A 20,068-nucleotide genomic window follows, 5' to 3' on the forward strand; every position below is an offset into this window, starting at 1 on the left:
ACGCAAACAGGCGAAAGTTGCCGATTGGCCGTCAGGCTGTAGCGATTACACCAATGCTGCGGCCGCGAACTTCAGTAGGGCTGATGCCCCTGTGTGACGGCGGCCCTTCGGCTCAGAACTTCAAAGAGGTGGCAGTCCGACGCGAGGGCAGTGCTTCAGTAGCCCGCAGGATTCGCACTTTGGTCGTCGGGCGATGCAGGTTTGCCGGCCGTGGTAGATGATGCGGTGAGAAAATTCGATCCACTCTTTCTTTGGCAGGATCGCCATCAGATCCCGTTCGATGATCTCCGGGTTTTGCGATTCCGTCAGGCCCAGCAGATTGGATATTCGACGCACGTGCGTGTCTACCACAACGCCGGACGGGATGCCGTACCACGTTCCCAGCACGACGCTGGCCGTCTTGCGACCGACACCGGGAAGCTTCACCAGCTGGTCGATATCCTGAGGGATTTCGCCGCCGAATTCGTCTACCAGCATGGCCGCCATGGCTCGAATGTTGGTCGCTTTGTTGCGAAAGAAGCCCAGCGGATTCACGATCTTTTCGACCGCCGCCTGAGTCGAATTTTTCAATGCCTTTGCATCCGGATACCGGCGAAACAATTCCGGCGTGGCCATGTTGACCCGTTCGTCCGTGCATTGAGCCGACAGGATCGTTGCCACCAGCAACTGAAACGCCGATTCATGGTGCAGCGCACATTCGGCCTCAGGAAACAACTTCTTCAGCTCGCGAATGACGGCCCGCGCCCGCTGCTTCCGTTCTTTCAACAAGTCGGGGGCGACAGAGGAAGCTTTGCGGGCCGTCTTTTTCGGAGTCATTGCGTAATTGGGTTCCGTTGATCGTCGTGGAAGCTGAGGACTTAAGGATGCCGAACACTGGCCGCCTGCGTCGTCGGCTGCGGTTTAAACGATCGGTATCAATCCTACAATTATGAGATTGCCGTCCCCAGCGATTGGCAGATCAGTTCTTGCCGTTTGTTTTGGCGTTTTCGCTGCCAACCGATTTCACGAACGCGATGACGTCGGCGATCTGTTGTTTGGAAAGATCCTTTTCCAGCCCTTCCGGCATTAAAGAAATTCCGGTCGACACCAGATCCTCAATGTTGCTGCGCAGAATGACGTCTTCATTGGCTTCCGCCTTTCGCAACGTGATGCTGTTTGACGATTCGGACGCGATGATCCCGTTGTAGGTGCGTCCCTGATTGGTCACCACGGTGTACGTGTTGAACGTCGGTTGAGCTTCGCGATTCGGGTCCAGAATTGCGATCAGGAGATCCGCTTCCGATTTGTTTTTGACGGACGCCAGATCAGGAGCCACCTGGTGCCCCATGTCTCCAACCTTGTGGCACTGAGCACAGATCTTCTTGAAGACTTCGACGCCGCGTTCGGCATTGCCTTCCAGTTGCAACAGGTCCTGAAAGTCAGCAACGACCTTCGAACGGTTGGTTTCAACTTCGCTGCCAAACAAGGTCTTGCTGTGAGCTGCAATCTTCTTATCGCGGTGACTCATCAGCTGCTGCTTGATCGCTCGTTCAATATCGCCCCGCTTGACGGCTCCGTCTTCCACTGCCGCCAGTAAAGTGGTCGTTCCTCGATTAGTGCCGGTCAGTGATTCCACCACGGCCGCTCGAACTTTGGGACTGAAGCTACGCCATTCCGATAGCATCGAATCCGCAACGCCATCGGCGTCGTGATTGCTGAGAGCTCGCACGGCTGCCAGCTGTAACGACTGTGGCGTTTGAGACGAGAGCAATTCCGGAAGGCTATCTGTGGCGACGTCCAGGTCTGCATAGGCGAGCAGGTTAACGGCGGATAATCGGTCTACCGCCGGAGCGTCTTCATTTGTTGCAACATCGGCCGCGCCGGAGAAGAGGTCGGCAACGTCTGACCGCAAGTCGTCTGTGGCTTTCGAATCCTTAAGCACGGTTGCGATTGTACCGCCGCGGCGCGACAAGCCTTCTCCCAAAGCTGTGACGATCTTTTGGCTGGCAGCCAGCGATTGCGATTTTGCGGTCGCCGTTTGCAGCAGGCTTAGACTCGGCCCAACATCCGGGTTTGCTCCGATAATTAAGCCCAACTGAGAAACGACGGCGGCGACGTGGCGTTGCTTCAGAGCGGCCGGGTCGGACGTCAGTCGCGTCATTAGTTTGTCGGCCGAATTGCCAACAGACGAATAAACGGCCGTCAGCACATTCGCGCCGTTGTTGCTGTCTTTGGCCAGCTTTGCCAGAAGATCGACGGCGGCATCGGCGGACGATTCTCCCAAACTAAAAGCCAGCTGAAATCGTACGTGCTCACTAGGATCGTCGACCAGCGGCGCGAGCCACTTCACTGCGTCGTCTGACTTTCGGAGGAACGGTTCTGACAGACGAACCGCATGAGCTTTCACGCGTGGGTTGCTGTCCTTGAGCCCGATCTTAATGTCTTCGGCCGTCAAAGCATCCAGTCCGTCCAGCGTGCACAATGCGTGCAGTCGACCGAGCGGTTTCTTCGAAGTTGTTAGCAGTTCTCGCGTCGGCGCGACGGACGTTTTGTCCTGCCGCTCCCACAGCAGTCGTTGAGCCGTGTCGCGGTTCCATGCGTTGTCTGAAGCGAGTTCCTTGACGAGTTCTGTGGTATTCATGTTGCCGAGTTTCTTCGGCGTGATGCGTTTTACGTTGGGACTGACGAGGCGATAAATGCGACCTCGATCGTGTCCGCTGGTGAGGTCCAGAAACTGCTTGATCTCTTCCGGAATTGAATGCGGGTGCTCAATCGTTTCGCGGTACATGTCCAGAATGTAGAGACAACCGTCGGGAGCATTCACAAAGTTGACCGGACGGAACCAGTTGTCCGACGAAGCAACAATTTCTTCGCCCTGGTCAGCTCGCACAGCGCTATAAGTGACTTTTTCGGAATTTACCTTCTTGCGATGGACCAGGTTTCCGCCCACGTCGCCAACATAGGCATCGCCCTGGAATTCTTCCGGGTACGCGTTGCCTCGATAGATGGTGATTCCCGTGGCTGATGTGAAGAATCCAACGGGGTATTCGGTCGGTACCGCGCCGGCTTTCTTTGACGGATCGAGTGGCAAAAATTCCCACGCGCCGTCGTCTTTCACAACCAACTTGTAGCCCTTATCGGCCGCTCGCCATTTCTGACGAATGATTCGCCACGGCTCCGGCGGGCTGCGTCGAAACACGGGAGCACTCGCACCATCCTCAGCCACGCTGCGGATCATGCCCGACGCCGCGTAGTACGGATTGCGCGACAAGTAGCCACGCGGATAAATGATCTGCTGCATGTGGTTGCTGTTGCTGCAGACAAATCGAGTGTCCCAGTTGTCACGCGTGTGTCCAAACTGAACGCCGCCGGTGACCTGTTCGAACTTTTCGGTTTTCGGGTCGAAGCGAAGGTCGCTGCCTCGAACTGAAAACAGTGGCTCACCTCGCAGCTTCAAGTCCGCCGGGTTGCTGGCAACAGCGAAATACACATGATTGTCCAGACTCCACTGCAAGCCATTCGTCACAGCCTGCACGTTGCCTCGGCCAAACCCGTCCAATACAACCTCGCGAACGTCGGCTTTGCCGTCGCCGTCCGTGTCTTTGAAGTAATACAGGTACTGTGGAGCCAGCACGAAGATTCCGCCGTTGTAGCAGCATACCGATGTCGGCCAGCTGAAGTTGTCAGCAAACACGACACTCTTGTCCATCACACCGTCGTTGTCGGTGTCTTCCAGCATGCGAATGATGCCAGCATCTTTTTTACCGCCACCTTTCGGATTCAGGCGATTCGGTTCCTGAGAAAACGGATAGCCGTGCATTTCGGCAACAAACATGCGGCCGAATTCGTCAAAGCAGGCGTCAACCGGGTCAGACACCAACGGTTCGTGAGCCACCATTTCCAGTTTGAAGCCCTTCGCCAGTTTGAACGTTGCCAGGGCGTCTGCCGGTTCCGTAGACGGAATACGCGGCATGTCTTCTCTGGTGACTTTGCGGCTGACAGCTTCGTCAGCAACGGCGGCGGAACAGGAAATCAGCAACACGCCGACCATCACGGCGGCTTTGTGGTGAGGGAACAGCATAAAAACGTTTCCGAAGGGTAGACGGCAGGCGGGAATTCGAAGCGCCGGTCGATGAGGTGGGATTAGCAAACAGAATAGCCAGACGATCTGGCGCCGGGCAAGAAGTGTATGGTGCCGAACTCTGCAAGAAAATCCAGCGTGGATCTCATGATTTGTGCGAACCTTGAGCGAACTCAAGCTAGACGACCGCGTGGCATACGAACCTTCGTGTATGCGGCGCTACTCGCACCGTCCGGTTGGCGATTGTCGTTAGCCCAACTTCTGCGCACCGCGGCCATTTTTTCTGGCATCTGCGGCGATCAATCCTGTTCAGCGAGGTCTCAGGCAACAGGGACAGAAGCGTCAAGCAGGCCAGCAACTCTTAGTAAAGAAGGCGAACAAAAAGCGTGCCTCAACCGACTGGCGGCCAACGGACAGTTCATCGGCGCCAGAACTGCAGCGTGTGTATGTCGAGAAACCTTCGCAACCAAGCTACGCCCATCCACCTATGCCGCGCGACAAGCCATGGGGGCAACCGAGCGCGTTCGGTTCTGATGCTCGTTTGCCGAAACGTTCACGCAATGTACCCGCCCATTGCCACCGCCTGATACTTCAGACGCTTTTGCAGGTTGTCGAGCGCCGAGTCAAGTCGACCGATGACGCCTCCTTCCGAATCATCTGCTGCGCCGACGAGTAGGTCGTGTGCGCTACGGGGGCTTGAATGCAGTCGTGATTCAAGTCGCGTTTGATTCAGACCTAGAGTCTCGTTTTTTCCGGCGAACTCGAAGCCTAATCTGCGAGGATCGTCATGAATCACTGCATCACCTGTCCCTGGACCGCTCGCGGGGGTGACGTGAAAGGCATGACGCACTGCAGCCTGGAATTCGATATCGCCGCTACCGCCTGCCAGGTGTTGAGCTGTGTCGTTCACGGCATTAGTAAATGTAGTCATTGAACGGATCGTTTGCTGCTGGTGGCGGTTTGATACATCCCCAGGTTGGGTCAGACTTTGCGCCCCGGTTCCGATTCCAATCACGGTGAACCAACTGCTGGCACTGTCGTGTGAATCCTCCGACTCCCGCCCGGTGTCTGTTTGTCTGCGCAGAGCTGACGTCCCGGCTTGACCGTATTCGAGGACTTCGACGTCAGCTGAGTTCACGCTGCCACTGAACAAATTTGGCGATGCGCCGCTCACGTCCACACGAGGGGCGGCGGCATTCGCGAGAGAAACAGCACTCGACGAATTCGCAGCGGCAGAAGGGGTCGACAGGCGTTTTTCGATACCGCCGGTGAGTCCCGGTGCCATCGCGGCTCCCGCAAGTCTCATCGCGTTCAGAAAACCCGACGTGTCATTCGCTAAGGCGATATGACCGTCAACTGCATATCGGTCGGCCGTTAAGACGACACGTTCACGAGCGATGTCAAACGTTGCTGTCACGCCGATATTCGCCGCATTGATTTTGCCAAGAACAGTGTTGATGCTATCGCTGGCGAGAACGTCAATTTCAGCACCATTCACTGTGAACGAGCCGTCTGAAACGGACCTCGGCGGCGGAATGTTGGCGCTTCTGGTCCCCACTCCATTGAAGGGGTTTGCAGGATTCACACTCTCGTGACTGGCGGGCTGGACAGCGACTTCGAAACTATCGCCTGCGGACACATAGCCGCCAGACAATGCAAGCGTCAGACCACTGTTTAGCGAAGCGGCGGTCCCGGCACGCGTTTGGGAACTAAAGTTTGCATGATCGACAATCTTTCCGTTCTGGTTTCTGACTTCAAAGTCCAGTGGTGCATTGCCGCCAACGAAGCCGGAGTGCGTTGCGGTAAACGTGAACACATCATTGGTCGCCCCCTTGTACAGGCCTCCTACTATGGGCTCGGCACTAGAAGCACCCGAGAAGTTCGGATTGGACGGTGAAAAAGTCGTCGACTGTGTGTTGATCTGATGTGTAGATTCAAGCGTCGCAGACGCCGCGAATGTTGACTCCTGTGCAAGTGCGTCTACCGACATTTGCTTAACGTTCGCCCCTGATGTCGCCGCCAAAACGGACGCTTGAATCTGCTGGCTTATTTCGGGCAAAAGGTTTCGGAACTTCGCGATGGTTTGGTGCTGTTGCCGCAACTCTGTGACTGAGAGCGGCTCTGGTGAGGCTTTACTTCTGCTGCCAGAACGGGCGATGGCAATCGCAGGATTCGTCGCAGACCTGATTCGCGCGGTTGGCGCAGCAAAGGTGATCGAGGAAACTGACATAAGCTCTCCAGTGACTTCAGCATTTCCGAACCTGCTTTGTGACCGAAGTCACTAAGGTTCGAGTTGCCTGGGCCGCTGGCGACAAAGGTGCAAATCTCCAGCGTGCCAACTAGAACGCTAGGTTGCCAATTGGCTGCCGCCAAACTCTTGTCTACTGGCTTAGTCGAAAAAATTCAGAATGGTGATTGCCGTAAACAGAGATGTTGCGCCAGCACATCGCACGTTGAGAAGTCGCCTCGTGGTTGCGTCAGGGCAACACAACTGAACTCGCAACGTGATAGGTGCCCCATTGCAATGCCATAGGAGAAGGTGCAGCATTTCAATCGTTGCGGTTGTGAACGCATTCAGGTGACCAAAGCGGCCGCCGAAGCGAAGGCGTGGGGTGTGCCAGTTGAGGGCGTTCCCACAGTCCCGGACATCACACTCGTGGGGCAGTAGACGGGCAATGATCGGCGACCGGGAGCCTTCGCGACTTTACCAGCACGAGCCGTCCGCGACTCACTTCTGAGGCCCGCGCACGTAATCAGAATTCGGGAGGCTGCGTGGCACAAAAAGGGTGGGGATGGCTTATGGGGCGTCGTCCCTACTGAGTGGTTCTGCCAGGTGAATGACACGCACATTTTCACCCCATTCGCTGAGCCCTCCACGCCTTCATGCCAGCGCGAAGAAAATTCCGGAAAGACTTTGATCCGATGTAAGGTTTCCGGTGTTTACACGAACAGCAGACAGGGACATGTGATGCACGTCTCGATTGTTGTTCTGAAATACTGAAAGGACCGGGCATGAATTCTTCCCTCAAGAATGCCTCATTGCCGCCAAATATTAGCGGACCATTGCGATACGAACGAGTGGCTCAATTGGAAGCCGTGTTGTCTCTGCGAGACCAAAAATCCCGGTCGCGGGTGAAGCTTTTTGCCACGGTGCTCGTGATCGTCGCCATTTCGGCCACTATTGCCATTCTCTGATGCTTCCGGCGTAACGCCGCGTTGGCAGCAAGGGCACACGCCTCGATATTCGCAGGCGCGTGCCCTTTTTTTGTCTGTCGCATTCGCCCAATTGCGCCGTTTCTGCGAAACCGCTGAATCGACTGTTCACACTTTTGTTGGGAATCTATACTCAGCGACGTACAGGCCCGTCTCCACTCAGATTTACACGCGTAGAGTCGCGGTTTTGTACTACCATCCGGTCGCACCAAACCTAGAAGTCAGCTCAATGTCCACGGTCGAAGACAAACTCAGTAAAACAGAACATCTCAAGGAAGAAAGCCACCAACTGCGTGGCACCATTCCGGAAGAACTTCAGAACGATAGCGAGGAGTTTTCAGCAGGTGCCAAAGATCTGCTGAAACATCACGGCAGCTATCTTCAGGACGACCGCGACGTCCGTAAGGAAAAGAATCCCGACGGCACCAAGAAAGCCAAAGCGTATTCCTGCATGGTGAGGACCCGTATTCCTGGTGGCCGAGTCACCGCGGAGCAGTTTCTGGCGGAACTCGATTTGTGCGACCGCCTGGCCAACGGCACGCTGCGGATCACGACTCGCCAGGGCTTTCAGTTGCACGGCGTGCTGAAAAGCAATCTGAAGGAAACGATTCGAGCGATCAATCACACTCACCTGACAACGCTGGCCGCCTGCGGTGACGTCAATCGTAATGTGATGTGCTGCCCGGCTCCGTACAAGAACAATCCCGTTCATGACCAGATGCAGGCGTTGTCTCAGGAACTCGCCGACCACTTCAAACCTAAGACAACCGCGTACTTCGATATCTGGTTGACGGACGAAGACGGCGAAAAAACGAACGTCGCAGACTTCCAACCGGTGGAAGAACCCATCTACGGCGAACGCTACCTGCCTCGCAAATTCAAGATGGCGATTGCAGAACCTACCGACAACTGCATCGACATTCATGCCAGCGATTTAGGTTTTCTGGCGATTGTCGAAGGTGATGCGATTGTCGGCTACAACGTACTGGTTGGCGGCGGAATGGGACGCACGCCGTCTGCAGAAAAGACGTATCCGAAAATTTCGGAGAAGATGACCTACGTCACACCGGATCAGGTAATCGCAATCGCCGAAGCTGTTGTGAAGGTGCAGCGAGACTTCGGGAACCGCGAAGACCGCAAGCAGGCTCGCATGAAGTACCTGATCGATTCGTGGGGCCTGCCGAAGTTCAAGCAGAAGGTCGAAGAATACTATGGGGCTTCGCTTCCTGAACCGCATGCGACCGAGGTTACGGGCGTCGACGACCATATTGGCTGGCACGAACAGGGCGACGGCAAGCTGTTCTTGGGCATCAATATCGAAAACGGCCGCATCAAGGATGAAGGCGAACTGCGGATCAAAAGCGGTCTGCGAGCCGTGCTGACGAAGTACGGCATGAAGACTCGGAACACCGCGCTACAAAGCGTGATCCTGTGCGACATCGACCCGGCCGACAAAGACGATATCAATTCGATCCTGGCAGAACACGGCATCAAGGGAGCCGACGAGCTTTCACTGATCCGCCGCTATGCGATCGCGTGTCCAGCGTTCCCAACGTGTGGCCTGTCGATCACAGAATCGGAACGAGTGCTGCCGGGCATTATTGATGATCTCGAGGTCGAGATTGCAAAGTATGGGCTGGAATCTTCGAAGATTGCCATCCACATGACCGGTTGTCCAAACGGATGTGCTCGTCCCTACACACCGGACATCGGGATTGTTGGTCGAGCGGCCAACAAGTACACGCTGTTTCTCGGCGGCAATGCTGAGGGCACGCGGTTGTGCTTCATCTACAAAGACATGGTGCCGCACGCCGATTTGGTCGCTACGATCTCGCCGCTGTTGGGTCTGTATAAGGCCGAACGCAACGAAGGCGAATCTTTCGGCGACTACTGCAATCGCACAGGGCTGGAAGCTCTGGAAGCGAAAGTGGCATAACGGGCCGGCGGCGAATCCATCAAACGTGATTGGCCAGCCGCGACTACTGCCAAGAGAAATACGGCCGCCTTTTCAACGAGCGAGCCGTTAAGCGTATTCACGATTCACCGCCTGTCAGTGCTTGCCGACAGGCGGTGTTTTCGTTTTATCACGTCGCTCGCCAGCCACGCCAATCAACTGGCGGGCGGTACCGGCCTATTTCATGAAGAAGTCGGTCGGACCACGAGTTGTGTAGTACGGATACTGGTACGACGCTGGTGGGGCACTGGTGTCGGGACGCGAAAGTCCGCGAGGCACCTCGTACGAATGGAAGTTGCGGTGTACCGGGTGGAACGGAATGTTAAGGCACCGACCGCCACACTTACCATCGGGGCACTGCCCCGTTGGACATGCCCCGGTTACTACCGGAGCACCAGCCTGCCGGGCTTGGCGACGTGAGGCTCGGCGACCGCCTCCCGCATCGCATTCACCGTTTTGGCAATCGCACGACATGCCACTTTCGCAACCATCCCAACCGCCATCGTAGCTGGCGAATGCGGCGTTGGGGCTTTGAGCCCTCATGGTAGGCGATGTGGCCGAACAGCCGGTCAGGGTCATTCCAATCGCCCCCGAAAGCAGCATCATAGTGGCACGCGCAAACATATTCTAACTCCCCTATCCTTGTGTAAGACTGGCGTTGTTATCGTTATCGGCAATTCAACCGGTCAAACGTGCAAAAACCGTCCAATTCCTCCAGATGTTGAACCAGGGAGTTTGAGCGGTCTTGCGGAAACAGGGTTTCGCAAATACAGTCCGCTCTCGCTTATGCCCTTTGGACGGGGGTAAGCGATCGTTCTAAGTCATGAAGTGGCAACGCTTTCTGTTGTCTAATCGCTAAAGGAGTAGTGCTGTGCAAATTGCGGCATCGACACGAAGTCTCTGGGATCTTTCGTTTTCCGCGGCCTGCGGTCAGCTACAGGATCTGGGATTCGACAAGGTCGAAATCTGGATCAACGGTCAGTTCGATCAACTCAAGGCCGCTCAGATCGTGCAGAATCAGGATTCTGTGCTGGCAACGTTTCGAGACGCCAGTCGGTTGAGCCCCGTGGCCATTTTTCTGGAAGAAGAAGTCAGCAGTGACGACTTTCAGGCCATTGTGAACTTCGCCAAGCAACTGCGAATCCCTCAAATCACCATAGAAGCGTCGCCGCTGGGCACGCCGTTCAATTCTGAGATCGACCGGCTTAAAGAACGTAACGTGATGTGCCGGGAAGAAAGCATCCAGCTCTCGATCCTCACCAAAACCGGCCTGCTGTCAGAAGATCCTCACACGGCCGTTGAGCTGTGTCAGGCGGTTAAGGGCCTGGGCATCACGTTAGACCCCAGCTATTTCATGTGTACGCCGAAGGGCGAGGTCCAGTTTGACGTGGTCTTCCCGCACGTGATGCACGCTCACCTGCGCGACACATCGAAGACAGAAATGCAGGTTCCCGCTGGTCTGGGCGAAATCGATTACAACCGCATCATCGCATCGCTACGACATGAAGGCTACGACCGCACGCTGACAGTCGACCTGCTGCCGAAGACGATGGAAGGCGAAGAACGCCATCTGGAGATGCGGAAACTGCGTCTACTGCTGGAATCGTTGCTGTAGGTGGTGCGTGGCTTACAGTTGAGAGTCGAGTGCAGAGTGAACCGGATCCTGATGGGGTGTGTGCCACTGGGCTCAGCCAGTGGCACACCTCAGTAATTTATGACGGACAGAGCACTAGTGATCTGCAATACTCAAAACTTAGGATGGCAACAGTAGCCGACGAGCGTTAGTCCGGGTTGCTTGTTTAACAACCGGAGCTTCACCTTACTCAGCAACCACCTTCACTTTTGCGGCAGGGACGCTGCTTGTCATGGCCACCAGTCTTCATCAGCAACTCAAACTGCACTATGTGACCGACTTGAACCGTCACGAAGTGGATCTGGATGGCTACCGCATTGACGCCATTGATGATGATCAACGGCTGATCGAAGTCCAATGTGCGTCGCTCCTGGCCATTCGTGACAAGATCAGGAAGCTGACGAAGAAGCACAAGGTTGTTGTCGTCAAACCATTGGCGACAGACAAGAAGCTGCTGAAAAAAGAACGTCGCAACGGCAAGGTTGTCAGTCGTCGCTACAGTCCGGCTCACCAAACGCTGCCATACATCTTTCTGGAACTGGTGCACTTCACCAAAGCGTTTCCGCACCCCAATCTGCAGTTGGATATTTTGCTGACGGAGCAGGAAGAGATACGCGTTCCCGCGAAAAGAAAAACGTGGCGTCGCAAGCACAGCGTCCAGGATCGAACACTGGTCGAAGTGCAGGACACGATTTCCATCGCGTCACCGGCTGACCTGTGGGCCAAACTGGATATCGATGTCCCCGAAGTATTCACGACCGCGGAACTCGCCACCGGCGGCTCAATGCCGCGCTGGCTGGCTCAAAAGGCAGCGTGGTGCTTCAAGCAGATGAAGCACATCGAACCCTGCGGCAAGCAGGGCAACGCTATCGAATATCGCCTCAGCAAACGTCGCCGGCAGTCACGCCGAAAGGCCGCGTAACGCCCTCAGACTGCGTTACTAATTGCTGCGACGGAATACGAATCGGTTAGACAAATTCGATTCGCCCAACGTTCAATGCAGTGGGCACGTATTCTGTTTCATCGAATAGCAACCGAGCGACAGGAGAGTGGCGATGGACGATTTAGATCCGGACAGTGCTGCGCGCCGTGAATCAGATGACGCTTCGAATGATGCACTAACTGGCGAAATCACCGGAGTCGCCTCAACGGCTACAGTGCCTGACAATGTCATGGCAGGAACGGTCCGTGGACGGCTTGCATTGCTGATCGTCTTTCTGATGATCTTGCTGGCGGACGCCACCATCTATCATGCTCGCGGCTTTTCCGGTCCTGCGGCGTTTTTTGTGGGTGCCACCGCATTGCTTTTCGTCGGCATCCCGCGGCGCGCGATCACGCCGTCTTCGGTGCTGTTGGCATTGATGATGATGCTGTTGTCGTTTCGACTGGCATCCAATGGCTGGGGGCTGCATGTGTGTGCCGGATTGTGGCTGCTGCATGGGCTGACACTGGCGTTCCGTCGTCAACAACCTTTTGTTCTGGAGACACTGATCTTTGCAGCTCAGGTGGTGCCAGGCGGCTACGACTTTTTTCAGCGCATCAACGAACGCATGAAGGAACAGGTTATTGGCCCCGCAGAGGACGGAATGTCCGGTCGACGGCTGGAAGTGATTCTACCCTTGCTGGCCGCACTATTGTTCGGCGGAACATTTGTGATGGCGAATCCGGACATGGTCACGTGGGTTTCCGGTCACCTTGGCGAGCTGGCGACAGCGGTGCGCGAATTTCTGTTTCAGTTTTCCCCGTACGAAATTGCTTTCTGGTGCGCCGTGGCGTGGGCGACCGGCGGACTTCTGCGTCCGATAACAGGGCCCATTATTGCCGCCGCTTGCGAACGTCTTCCAACGATTACTCAGGACACAAACGCTCCATTGTATGCCGCTTTTCGGAACACGCTGCTGACTGTGATTGCACTGTTCAGCGCCTATCTGGTTTTCGAATTCAATACACTCTGGTTCCGCGAATTTCCGGAAGGCTTCTACTATGCCGGGTACGCTCACGAAGGTGCGGCGTGGCTGACTGTCGCTCTTGGACTGGCGACGCTGACGTTGTCGCTCATCTTTCGCGGTCGCACACTTAGTGACCCGCGACTACGACAGCTAACGCGACTGTCGTGGGGCTGGTCGGCACTGAACCTGCTTCTCGCAGCGGCCGTGTATCACCGCATGTACATCTACATCGAATTCAACGGCATGACTCGCATGAGGACCGTAGCGCTGCTCGGAATTACGTCGGTTGTCGGTGGGTTTCTGCTGGTGTTGGTCAAAATCAACAGTCGCCGGAATTTTCTGTGGCTGATTCGACGGCAGCTTTGGGTTCTGGGACTGGCAGTGTTCGTGTACGCCGTCCTGCCAGTAGATGTGCTCATCCACCGCTACAATGTGGCTGAGGTGATGTCAGGCAACCTTCCACCGGTGGTGCAAATTACAGGTCACGAAGTCGACGACGAGTGTCTGCCAGTGCTGTTGCCGCTGACGAATTCTGAAGACAAACGTATCGCCAACGGCATGAAAGCATTCCTGGCCGCTCGGACATCACAACTGCAGGCAAAAGTTGGTCGAGCAGAGCGACAGGGTTGGACGGCATGGCAGCGCGGCCAAACGAACAGCCTCGCCTTCCTGAAGGACCACCGACAGGAAATGTCGATGTCGGATGGTACGCGCGATGGCACGAATGCTTTCGAACGATTACAGAATTACGCTTACGAAAACTGGTGGTAAGATGCGTGAGCACTGGAAGTGAATTGACGTCGCGAGTGAGTTGCGGCGCCCGAGCCACCAGGATTGCTCTCACTGGTCGCAGTGCAGGGAATTGGACGGGATGACCGCGCGAAATGCGCACTCGAATACGGTATTCGATTTCTGTTTGCTGGACAGAGTGCCAATCGGCCGTCGGCATCGTAGGTGCCCGATGATGGACGATCAGGACTGGCACTGTGAGTGAGCAGGCGTTCCAGCCACGTATGTTGGCGCCAAAATCCCTCATCTCCGCGACCCATTTCGCAGTCGTTACAAACAGAACGGTGACAGTCAGTGAGTTTTGATAAAATGGGGGGGGGGCGAAGGTCCTTGATTCGAGTTTGTAGGCAGTGTTACGGTGGAGATTCTCAATCCCACTTCCCCCCGTATTTAGAGTGCCACTGATGATTCGTTTCTCCCTGATGCTCACAGCCGTCCTGCTCGCGACCACGGCCAACGTTCATGCCGGTTGGCAATATCTGTCTCTCAATGATCTGCCCAATGATGCCGTTCTGGAAGGAAGCTCGACTGAGGGTTTTCTGCAAATTCGAAGTTTGGATGATTCGTTCAGCACCATTGTTTTCGAACAGCCCAATGATGTGCTGTACCTTGATCTTGGGGCCGGAGATGACAAACTCACCGTCGACGGCCTAACAATTTTCGGCTTCACCGCCGACATCTTCGTCCAGGGAGCTGGCGGTGACGATTCCGTTGTGCTGAACGACCTCCAATCTGCTGGCAGCGTGTACGTTGACGACATGTCGGGAAACAACAGCTACCTGCAGTCACAGACGAATATTCTGGGCTCTGTCGATATCAACGATGGGCCGGGTGAACAGACAGTGCGCATTGCGAGATCCACTGGCGACGCCATTTCCGGTTCTCTTTCCATAACAAGCACCGATGGCGGTTCAAGCGTCTTTGTCGGGGGAGGCAGCGGCGGACGGACGGAAATTGGTGGCGGCGTGTCGATAGCGAATTCGGGGTATGGTGATGACGAGTTCTGGTTCGATCTGAGCCGCATTGACGGCGATGTGTACGTGGATCATGGTAATGGTAAATCGATCGCTCGAGCGGTGCAGGGCTCAATAGGAGGCTCGTTAACGCAAATCGTTGCCAGTGGGCAATTAAGTGCAACCGTCCGTCAATCTGCCATCTACGGAGCATTGAACCTTCAATGCGGTGAGGGTTCCACTGGTGTATTTTTGGGAGACGTTCCGGTGAGCGGCGGGATTTTCATCAATAGCGGTCTTGGCTTCGACTCCCACACTTTTTGGGGAGTCCAAACGCCGGAACTCGTCATTGACAACGGTGAAGGCGGCAGTCGGCTGACGATGGACTCAGCGATCACGTCGTTTAATATCGCCCGCTTGCAGGTCACGAACCTTGACGGCAGTGATGAAATCAATCTCAACGGAGCTCACCGTGGGGCCATTGGTCGAAACTGGGTGGGAGACGTTGAGATCAACAATGGTAACGGAAATTCTACAGTAGCGATTTCGGACTTCGTGACACACGTTCGTAGTGTTCGAGTCTCAGCCGGCGTGGGCAATGATCAGCTAATTCTGGACGACACCACTGTTGACGGTGACGTGATTGCCTTTCACGGAGTCGGCGGTTCCGACGTTGCGATTACCAATGCCGACATTGGTGGACAGCTTGAACTCGATTCTGGCGACGATGTGGACTATGTGACCGTCATGGATTCCACAATCGAAGGTCCGACTTACATTCGCACTCACCAGGGCGACGATAGCGTGACGATATCGGCCAACGCGTTTTTTGGCGACTTCGTTGCTGAAGGTGGGGCCGGCTTCGATATTCTTGCGACGGCGAATGACAGCTACTTTGGCGGCAGCGAATATGTGACGGGATTTGACTACGTCTTCGATTTTTAGTCTTGGTAGTCCCAGGATAGACCAACGAACGGAAGATTCGTAATCCGTTTGTGCCAAACCAGAAGCCCGGCGTTTTTCAAACGTCGGGCTTCTTCTATTTTGGACGACGAATATTCTCGCTGGGTGGCAATAGACGTGCTTCAGCCACACTTCACCACACAAGCTATTCGCCAATGTTCACTACAGGCTCTGTTCGCGGGCTGCTTCCTGGCGTTTTGCGAGCTGACGGTTGTAGGCGCCGATGGCTTCTTTGCGGCGGAGCATTCCGATCAGGCGGCCGGGCGATTCAGGATCCATCACGGGCAGTTCATCGATGTTCAGGGCTGTGAACTTTCGCATCGCTTCGTTCAGGTCGTCGTCCGGGGCAACACTTAGAAAGCGAGACGTCATTACGTCGGCTGCATCGGCCAGTTGCCAGATGGTTTCGTCATAAATGTACGACCGCACATCGTCGGCGGAAAAGATGCCCACCATTTTTCCTTCGGCGTTCACGACAGGAAAGTAGTGTTGGTGAGTTCTACTTAGCAGCTTGACGATGCTGGACAGGGGCATTGCTTCCGGCACCAGTTCGATTTTGCGATCCCGACGATAAACGTCTTCGACCTTCATACCTTCCAGTACATCGATGGTAAAGTCGCCTCGATGAGCGGGCGATTCCAGCCGCGTTGGCACCTGTTTGCTATACAGCGATGTGCCATGGCATAGCAGAAAACATAACGTGGAGACCCACATGGTGGGCAACAACAGCTGGTAGCTTCCCGTCATTTCAGAAACCATGATAATGGTCGAAATGGGAGCTCGCGCGATACCAGCGAAGAAGCCAGCCATGCCCACGACACCAAACGCGCCGGGAGATACTCCGGCCAGCCAGCCGACTGCCGGAACATTGTTGCCCAGCATCTGAAATGCTTTGCCGGTGGCGACTCCCACGCAGCCGCCAATGACCATCGATGGACCAAAGACGCCGCCGGAACCTCCACTACTAATCGTCAGTGACGTCGTCAGAATCTTGACCAACCCGACCAGCAGCAGGACTTCGATCGTTAGTGCGCCCGGTGTTTCCAGCCCGGTTTGTAGTATTCCGTATCCAGTCGCCAGCACGGACAGCAGCGCTCGATCCTGGCCGCAGGCATAGTACAACGTGATGGCAACACAGGCAGTCAGGCCGGCTCCCATCGCTGGCTTCAGGTGAGGCGGGCCGGGCACTTTTCGAAAGACTTCATGAATGCCGTAGAAGCATTTGATATAGATGATGCCGACCAGAGCCAAAATCAGTGACATAATCCCGTACGGTATCATCTCAAGCAGCGACGTCATTTGGTAAGCGGGCAGCCGTCCAAAGACGTGGCCAAACGTCATATGTTTGGGCAGGAACATGCCGTAAATCGAATAGGCCGTAATCGAAGAAATGGCGGTCGGAACGATCACGTCGGATTCCAGGTCCGCGTCGCGATACATGATTTCACCGGCAAAAATAGCGCCAGCCAGGGGAGCTCGAAAAATGGCTCCCACGCCAGCGCCCATGCCCGCCGCCATGAGAATCCGCCGGTCGCGTGCCGACAGTTTCAGACACTGTCCGAGAAATGATCCAAGAGACGCTCCAATCTGCGCGATGGGGCCTTCACGACCGCCCGAGCCAGCCGTTCCTAACGTGACGGCCGAAGCCAGTGTCTTCACCACGGCCACTCTGATGGAAATGTTGCCGCGTTTTCTGTGGAAGGCGTCAATCGCGCCGTCTGTGCCATGGCCTTCGGCTTCCGGAGCGAAAGTGTAGACCAGCCAGCCGGATATCAGGCCGCCTCCGACCATCACTGCCACCAACCAACCCAAAGAAAAGCTTAGTTCTTCGACGTGAAACAGTGGGCGTTCGCCAGTCGCAGCCTGCGGCACAAATCCGGAAAACTGCGTCAACAGAAACCGCGACACCGTTTGGCCCAGCACATCAAAAACAATCGCTCCGAGACCGGCGGCGATGCCAACGATAACGGGCAGGATGAACCATTTGGCGGTCATCTGTGCCTGAAGCAGTTTCATAGGAAAACGCAGAACCTGATAGAGATTGAGAAAACGGAGGTTGCCACAAACGCGAGTCGGGCGGCTATGTGGGATTGCGTTCGAGGACGCGACCGATCGTCGGCGTGTTGACGACACTCGCGGCGTGTGGAGCGCATGCGGTGCGTGAGTGGCGCAGGTGGGTAGTGGACCGGTCTAAGCCAACTGTGTCAATGCGGAGGGCGAACTGTTCCCAAAAAGAGAGTCAGGACATGCCATACGCCGCCGATGCTTCAGGCGAGAAGCCGGTTATCGGGATTCGAGCCGTGCGGGATACCGAAACACCGCGTCTCAACAAACCGTAAACTGCGGAAACTTGAGTGTTCTCAAATGTTTGAATGATCCATTTCGTGCGCACAGCGTTATCCGAGACACAAGCAGCAATGTGTCGGATGCTCGCAGATTTGATGAAAGAGCTCGTGCCAACGATCTCATCGAGTCTGCGCCTGTCCGTCGTTCCCAGATCCCCACGGCGAGGTGCGGCCCATGATCGAAGTGTCGAACGTCTTTCACCATTACGGTCTGCGGCCGGTTCTGCAGGACATTAATTTTGAGGTCGATGCCGGACAAACCCTGGCAATTATCGGCCCCAACGGGACGGGAAAAACCACGCTGCTGGACCTGATGTCCGGGTTCGCGTCGCCCGCCGAGGGCACCGTTTCCATCAATGGGCGAGTCCGCCGATCGTCTGTTGAGAATGAACTGGCCATCCGACAGGAAACCGTATTCCTTCCTGCAGAACCGTGGTTCCCAAAGAATATGACCGGCCGTGATTTTCTGCTGGGTGTTGGTGAATTGTGGAGCGTGCCGGTTCGTCGGCTGTTTGAGCACGCCGATCGATTGCTGTCTGTCTTCCAACTGGATGCGATCGGCGATTCGGATATCTCCGCGTATTCAACAGGGCAGCGAAAAAAGATTGGCTTGTGCTCAGCGCTGATCTGCGAAGCTTCGATCCTGTTACTGGATGAGCCATTTTCCGGGGGGCTCGATCCAGCCGGGCTGACGGCCATGAAACAGATTCTAAAGTACCTCACCGAACGACAGGACCGCACTGTGGTCCTGACCAGCCCCGTTCCTGAACTGGTGGAAGAGGTCGCCGACGAAGTTCTGATCTTGAACGAAGGCACGATCCTAAAACACGACACCGTCGAGAACGTCAAACGCGACGCGGAAGCGCCGACGCTGGACGAAGCGTTGCGAAAACTGATCTTTCCGGAAACAGAACACGAATTGCGGGACTACTTCACGTATGAAATGGCCGGTGAGGTGGCATCATGAATCGGTGGTATCGACAAAGCCTGCCCGGCCGAGCGGGAGCATATTTGCTGCTGACAATTGTGTTGTTGACGGATGTTTTTGCGGTTATCTCTTGGTTCACGTGGGGGCATGGCCTGGAGGCCAGTGACCAGTATCTTTGCTGGCTTCCGTTCGTGGGATTCAATGTCGGTTTGTGCGTGATTGCAGGCATGATCGTGGCGGGCTACCGTCTGCAGGGATTCCCTGATCGCACCGCAAGCACATCCTTTCATTCCTGGCTGGCAGCAACACCGTGGCAACCTTCGAGCCGCACACCATTCGGGCCGTGGCATCCAGTTTGGCTTGATGTCGTACCATTTAGCATTCTCGGCGTTGTTGCGGCAACGCAGGCGGCGGTCCTTTGCCCCTCACTGGTTGCAGCAAGAGATCAGGCGATGGCTTGGTCGGATGCTCTGATAGTCACAGTCGTTCCCGCCGCACTGGCACCTGCCGTGGTGTTTCTGTTCACATGGACGATTTGTGCTTACGGCATTCTCTGTTCACGATGGAACTGGTCCATCTTTCTACCCGCACTCTGGATGGGAATTCTGATCCACGTTGGCAAGCTGACTTCAGCGGAAATTGCGTTCTCCACGTTAGGCGTTTCGCTTGTCGGCCTGATGGTTGTGAGTTGGCGCCGCATGCAGCTTGAGCTAACAAAGGTTCCCGAATTCCACACGGCATTGTCAGACGTGGCACCGAAACCTCGCCGTACTTCGACAACTTACGCGGCGCTGTCGCCTGCTCCGCAAAACCCTCAATTTGCAGCCGGACTTCATGGCCTCCGGCCCAAAGCGTTCGCCGCTGGATTGCTGTTGTTTGTCTGGGTGGCTCTGTTGCCGTGGGGTTCAGGTTCAGTCAACTATCTGACAGTGGCTCTCGCGTTGTTCATTCTTGCTGTCTTCCGTATGGCCGCCTACGGGGAAATACTTACGTCGCATCTGGGCCTGGTGGCTCGCTGGTCGACGCGGCAGTTTATTGTGCCCAGCTACGATCGTGTTTGGATTCCGAGCGTGGTGATGATTGTGGCCGGTCTGGCGACTTACGGTTTGGTGCCTCTGGGAGTGCTACCACCGACGCTGGGCGGTGCGTTGAGCATCGCTGTACCAGTGGTGATCGGCCTTGCCATGGGGCCTGACTACACAACCTGGTCGTTGACGGCTCCGTGCCGCTACAGCAAGCGACAACAGCAACAGTGAAAACCGCAGCGCAAGGCCGCCTGCC

At 55.7% G+C, this 20,068-nt stretch carries 13 protein-coding genes; 8 read left to right on the plus strand and 5 right to left on the minus strand.

Annotation, left to right across the window (positions count from 1 at the left end; all coding sequences use genetic code 11):
* Nucleotides 1-120 precede the first annotated feature (120 nt).
* The 3 genes from nth to Fuma_RS04155 all read right to left on the minus strand — a co-directional run bounded on the left by nth (nucleotide 121) and on the right by Fuma_RS04155 (nucleotide 6,050).
* Nucleotides 121-816, minus strand: a complete 696-nt coding sequence (nth, locus tag Fuma_RS04145) for an endonuclease III (protein ID WP_083731789.1) — start codon at nucleotides 814-816, stop codon at nucleotides 121-123.
* 142 nt (nucleotides 817-958) lie between these two features.
* Nucleotides 959-4,060, minus strand: a complete 3,102-nt coding sequence (locus tag Fuma_RS04150) for a PVC-type heme-binding CxxCH protein (protein WP_077023030.1) — start codon at nucleotides 4,058-4,060, stop codon at nucleotides 959-961.
* A gap of 553 nt (nucleotides 4,061-4,613) precedes the next feature.
* Nucleotides 4,614-6,050, minus strand: coding sequence for a hypothetical protein (locus tag Fuma_RS04155; protein ID WP_145943973.1), 1,437 nt, complete (start codon nucleotides 6,048-6,050; stop codon nucleotides 4,614-4,616).
* Nucleotides 6,051-7,072: 1,022 nt separating this feature from the next.
* Here Fuma_RS04155 and Fuma_RS34750 point away from each other — a divergent pair.
* Nucleotides 7,073-7,255 carry a hypothetical protein gene (locus Fuma_RS34750; protein WP_145943975.1) on the plus strand — a complete coding sequence of 61 codons (183 nt, stop codon included), beginning with the start codon at nucleotides 7,073-7,075 and terminating at the stop codon, nucleotides 7,253-7,255.
* A gap of 247 nt (nucleotides 7,256-7,502) precedes the next feature.
* Nucleotides 7,503-9,209, plus strand: coding sequence for an NADPH-dependent assimilatory sulfite reductase hemoprotein subunit (locus Fuma_RS04165; protein ID WP_077023033.1), 1,707 nt, complete (start codon nucleotides 7,503-7,505; stop codon nucleotides 9,207-9,209).
* A 195-nt stretch (nucleotides 9,210-9,404) separates the two neighbouring features.
* Here Fuma_RS04165 and Fuma_RS34755 read toward each other — a convergent pair whose 3' ends face one another.
* Nucleotides 9,405-9,851 (minus strand): hypothetical protein, encoded by a 447-nt coding sequence (locus tag Fuma_RS34755; RefSeq protein ID WP_145943976.1) that lies wholly within the window; start codon nucleotides 9,849-9,851, stop codon nucleotides 9,405-9,407.
* 247 nt (nucleotides 9,852-10,098) lie between these two features.
* On the opposite strand from Fuma_RS34755, the gene Fuma_RS04170 reads away from it, so the two are divergent.
* From Fuma_RS04170 to Fuma_RS04185, 4 genes are all read left to right on the plus strand, one after another.
* Entirely contained in the window at nucleotides 10,099-10,842 is a 744-nt protein-coding gene (locus tag Fuma_RS04170) for a sugar phosphate isomerase/epimerase family protein (RefSeq protein WP_077023034.1), read from the plus strand.
* Between the two features lie 250 nt (nucleotides 10,843-11,092).
* On the plus strand, nucleotides 11,093-11,782 hold the full coding sequence (locus Fuma_RS04175; protein ID WP_077023035.1) for a DUF8091 domain-containing protein: 690 nt from the start codon (nucleotides 11,093-11,095) through the stop codon (nucleotides 11,780-11,782).
* A gap of 133 nt (nucleotides 11,783-11,915) precedes the next feature.
* On the plus strand, nucleotides 11,916-13,580 hold the full coding sequence (locus Fuma_RS04180) for a DUF4153 domain-containing protein (protein ID WP_077023036.1): 1,665 nt from the start codon (nucleotides 11,916-11,918) through the stop codon (nucleotides 13,578-13,580).
* A 422-nt stretch (nucleotides 13,581-14,002) separates the two neighbouring features.
* Nucleotides 14,003-15,496, plus strand: a complete 1,494-nt coding sequence (locus tag Fuma_RS04185) for a hypothetical protein (RefSeq protein WP_077023037.1) — start codon at nucleotides 14,003-14,005, stop codon at nucleotides 15,494-15,496.
* Between the two features lie 180 nt (nucleotides 15,497-15,676).
* Here the strand turns inward: Fuma_RS04185 and Fuma_RS04190 are convergent, their stop codons facing one another.
* The gene (locus tag Fuma_RS04190) at nucleotides 15,677-17,530 is read right to left on the minus strand and encodes a chloride channel protein (protein ID WP_077023038.1); all 1,854 of its coding nucleotides are present in this window, start codon (nucleotides 17,528-17,530) and stop codon (nucleotides 15,677-15,679) included.
* Between the two features lie 504 nt (nucleotides 17,531-18,034).
* On the opposite strand from Fuma_RS04190, the gene Fuma_RS04195 reads away from it, so the two are divergent.
* On the plus strand, nucleotides 18,035-18,826 hold the full coding sequence (locus Fuma_RS04195) for an ABC transporter ATP-binding protein (protein WP_077023039.1): 792 nt from the start codon (nucleotides 18,035-18,037) through the stop codon (nucleotides 18,824-18,826).
* On the plus strand, nucleotides 18,823-20,043 hold the full coding sequence (locus Fuma_RS04200) for a hypothetical protein (protein WP_077023040.1): 1,221 nt from the start codon (nucleotides 18,823-18,825) through the stop codon (nucleotides 20,041-20,043). The genes Fuma_RS04195 and Fuma_RS04200 overlap by 4 nt, the downstream gene beginning before the upstream one ends.
* Nucleotides 20,044-20,068: the final 25 nt, after the last annotated feature.

Source organism: Fuerstiella marisgermanici, assembly GCF_001983935.1.
Taxonomy (GTDB): domain Bacteria; phylum Planctomycetota; class Planctomycetia; order Planctomycetales; family Planctomycetaceae; genus Fuerstiella; species Fuerstiella marisgermanici.

Bases quoted from the DNA above. Each gene is read 5' to 3' on its own strand.
- nth (WP_083731789.1), bottom strand. From the start codon at position 816: ATGACTCCGAAAAAGACGGCCCGCAAAGCTTCCTCTGTCGCCCCCGAC.
- Fuma_RS04150 (WP_077023030.1), bottom strand. From the start codon at position 4,060: ATGCTGTTCCCTCACCACAAAGCCGCCGTGATGGTCGGCGTGTTGCTG.
- Fuma_RS04155 (WP_145943973.1), bottom strand. From the start codon at position 6,050: ATGTCGGTAGACGCACTTGCACAGGAGTCAACATTCGCGGCGTCTGCG.
- Fuma_RS34750 (WP_145943975.1), top strand. From the start codon at position 7,073: ATGAATTCTTCCCTCAAGAATGCCTCATTGCCGCCAAATATTAGCGGA.
- Fuma_RS04165 (WP_077023033.1), top strand. From the start codon at position 7,503: ATGTCCACGGTCGAAGACAAACTCAGTAAAACAGAACATCTCAAGGAA.
- Fuma_RS34755 (WP_145943976.1), bottom strand. From the start codon at position 9,851: ATGTTTGCGCGTGCCACTATGATGCTGCTTTCGGGGGCGATTGGAATG.
- Fuma_RS04175 (WP_077023035.1), top strand. From the start codon at position 11,093: ATGGCCACCAGTCTTCATCAGCAACTCAAACTGCACTATGTGACCGAC.
- Fuma_RS04180 (WP_077023036.1), top strand. From the start codon at position 11,916: ATGGACGATTTAGATCCGGACAGTGCTGCGCGCCGTGAATCAGATGAC.
- Fuma_RS04185 (WP_077023037.1), top strand. From the start codon at position 14,003: ATGATTCGTTTCTCCCTGATGCTCACAGCCGTCCTGCTCGCGACCACG.
- Fuma_RS04190 (WP_077023038.1), bottom strand. From the start codon at position 17,530: ATGAAACTGCTTCAGGCACAGATGACCGCCAAATGGTTCATCCTGCCC.
- Fuma_RS04195 (WP_077023039.1), top strand. From the start codon at position 18,035: ATGATCGAAGTGTCGAACGTCTTTCACCATTACGGTCTGCGGCCGGTT.
- Fuma_RS04200 (WP_077023040.1), top strand. From the start codon at position 18,823: ATGAATCGGTGGTATCGACAAAGCCTGCCCGGCCGAGCGGGAGCATAT.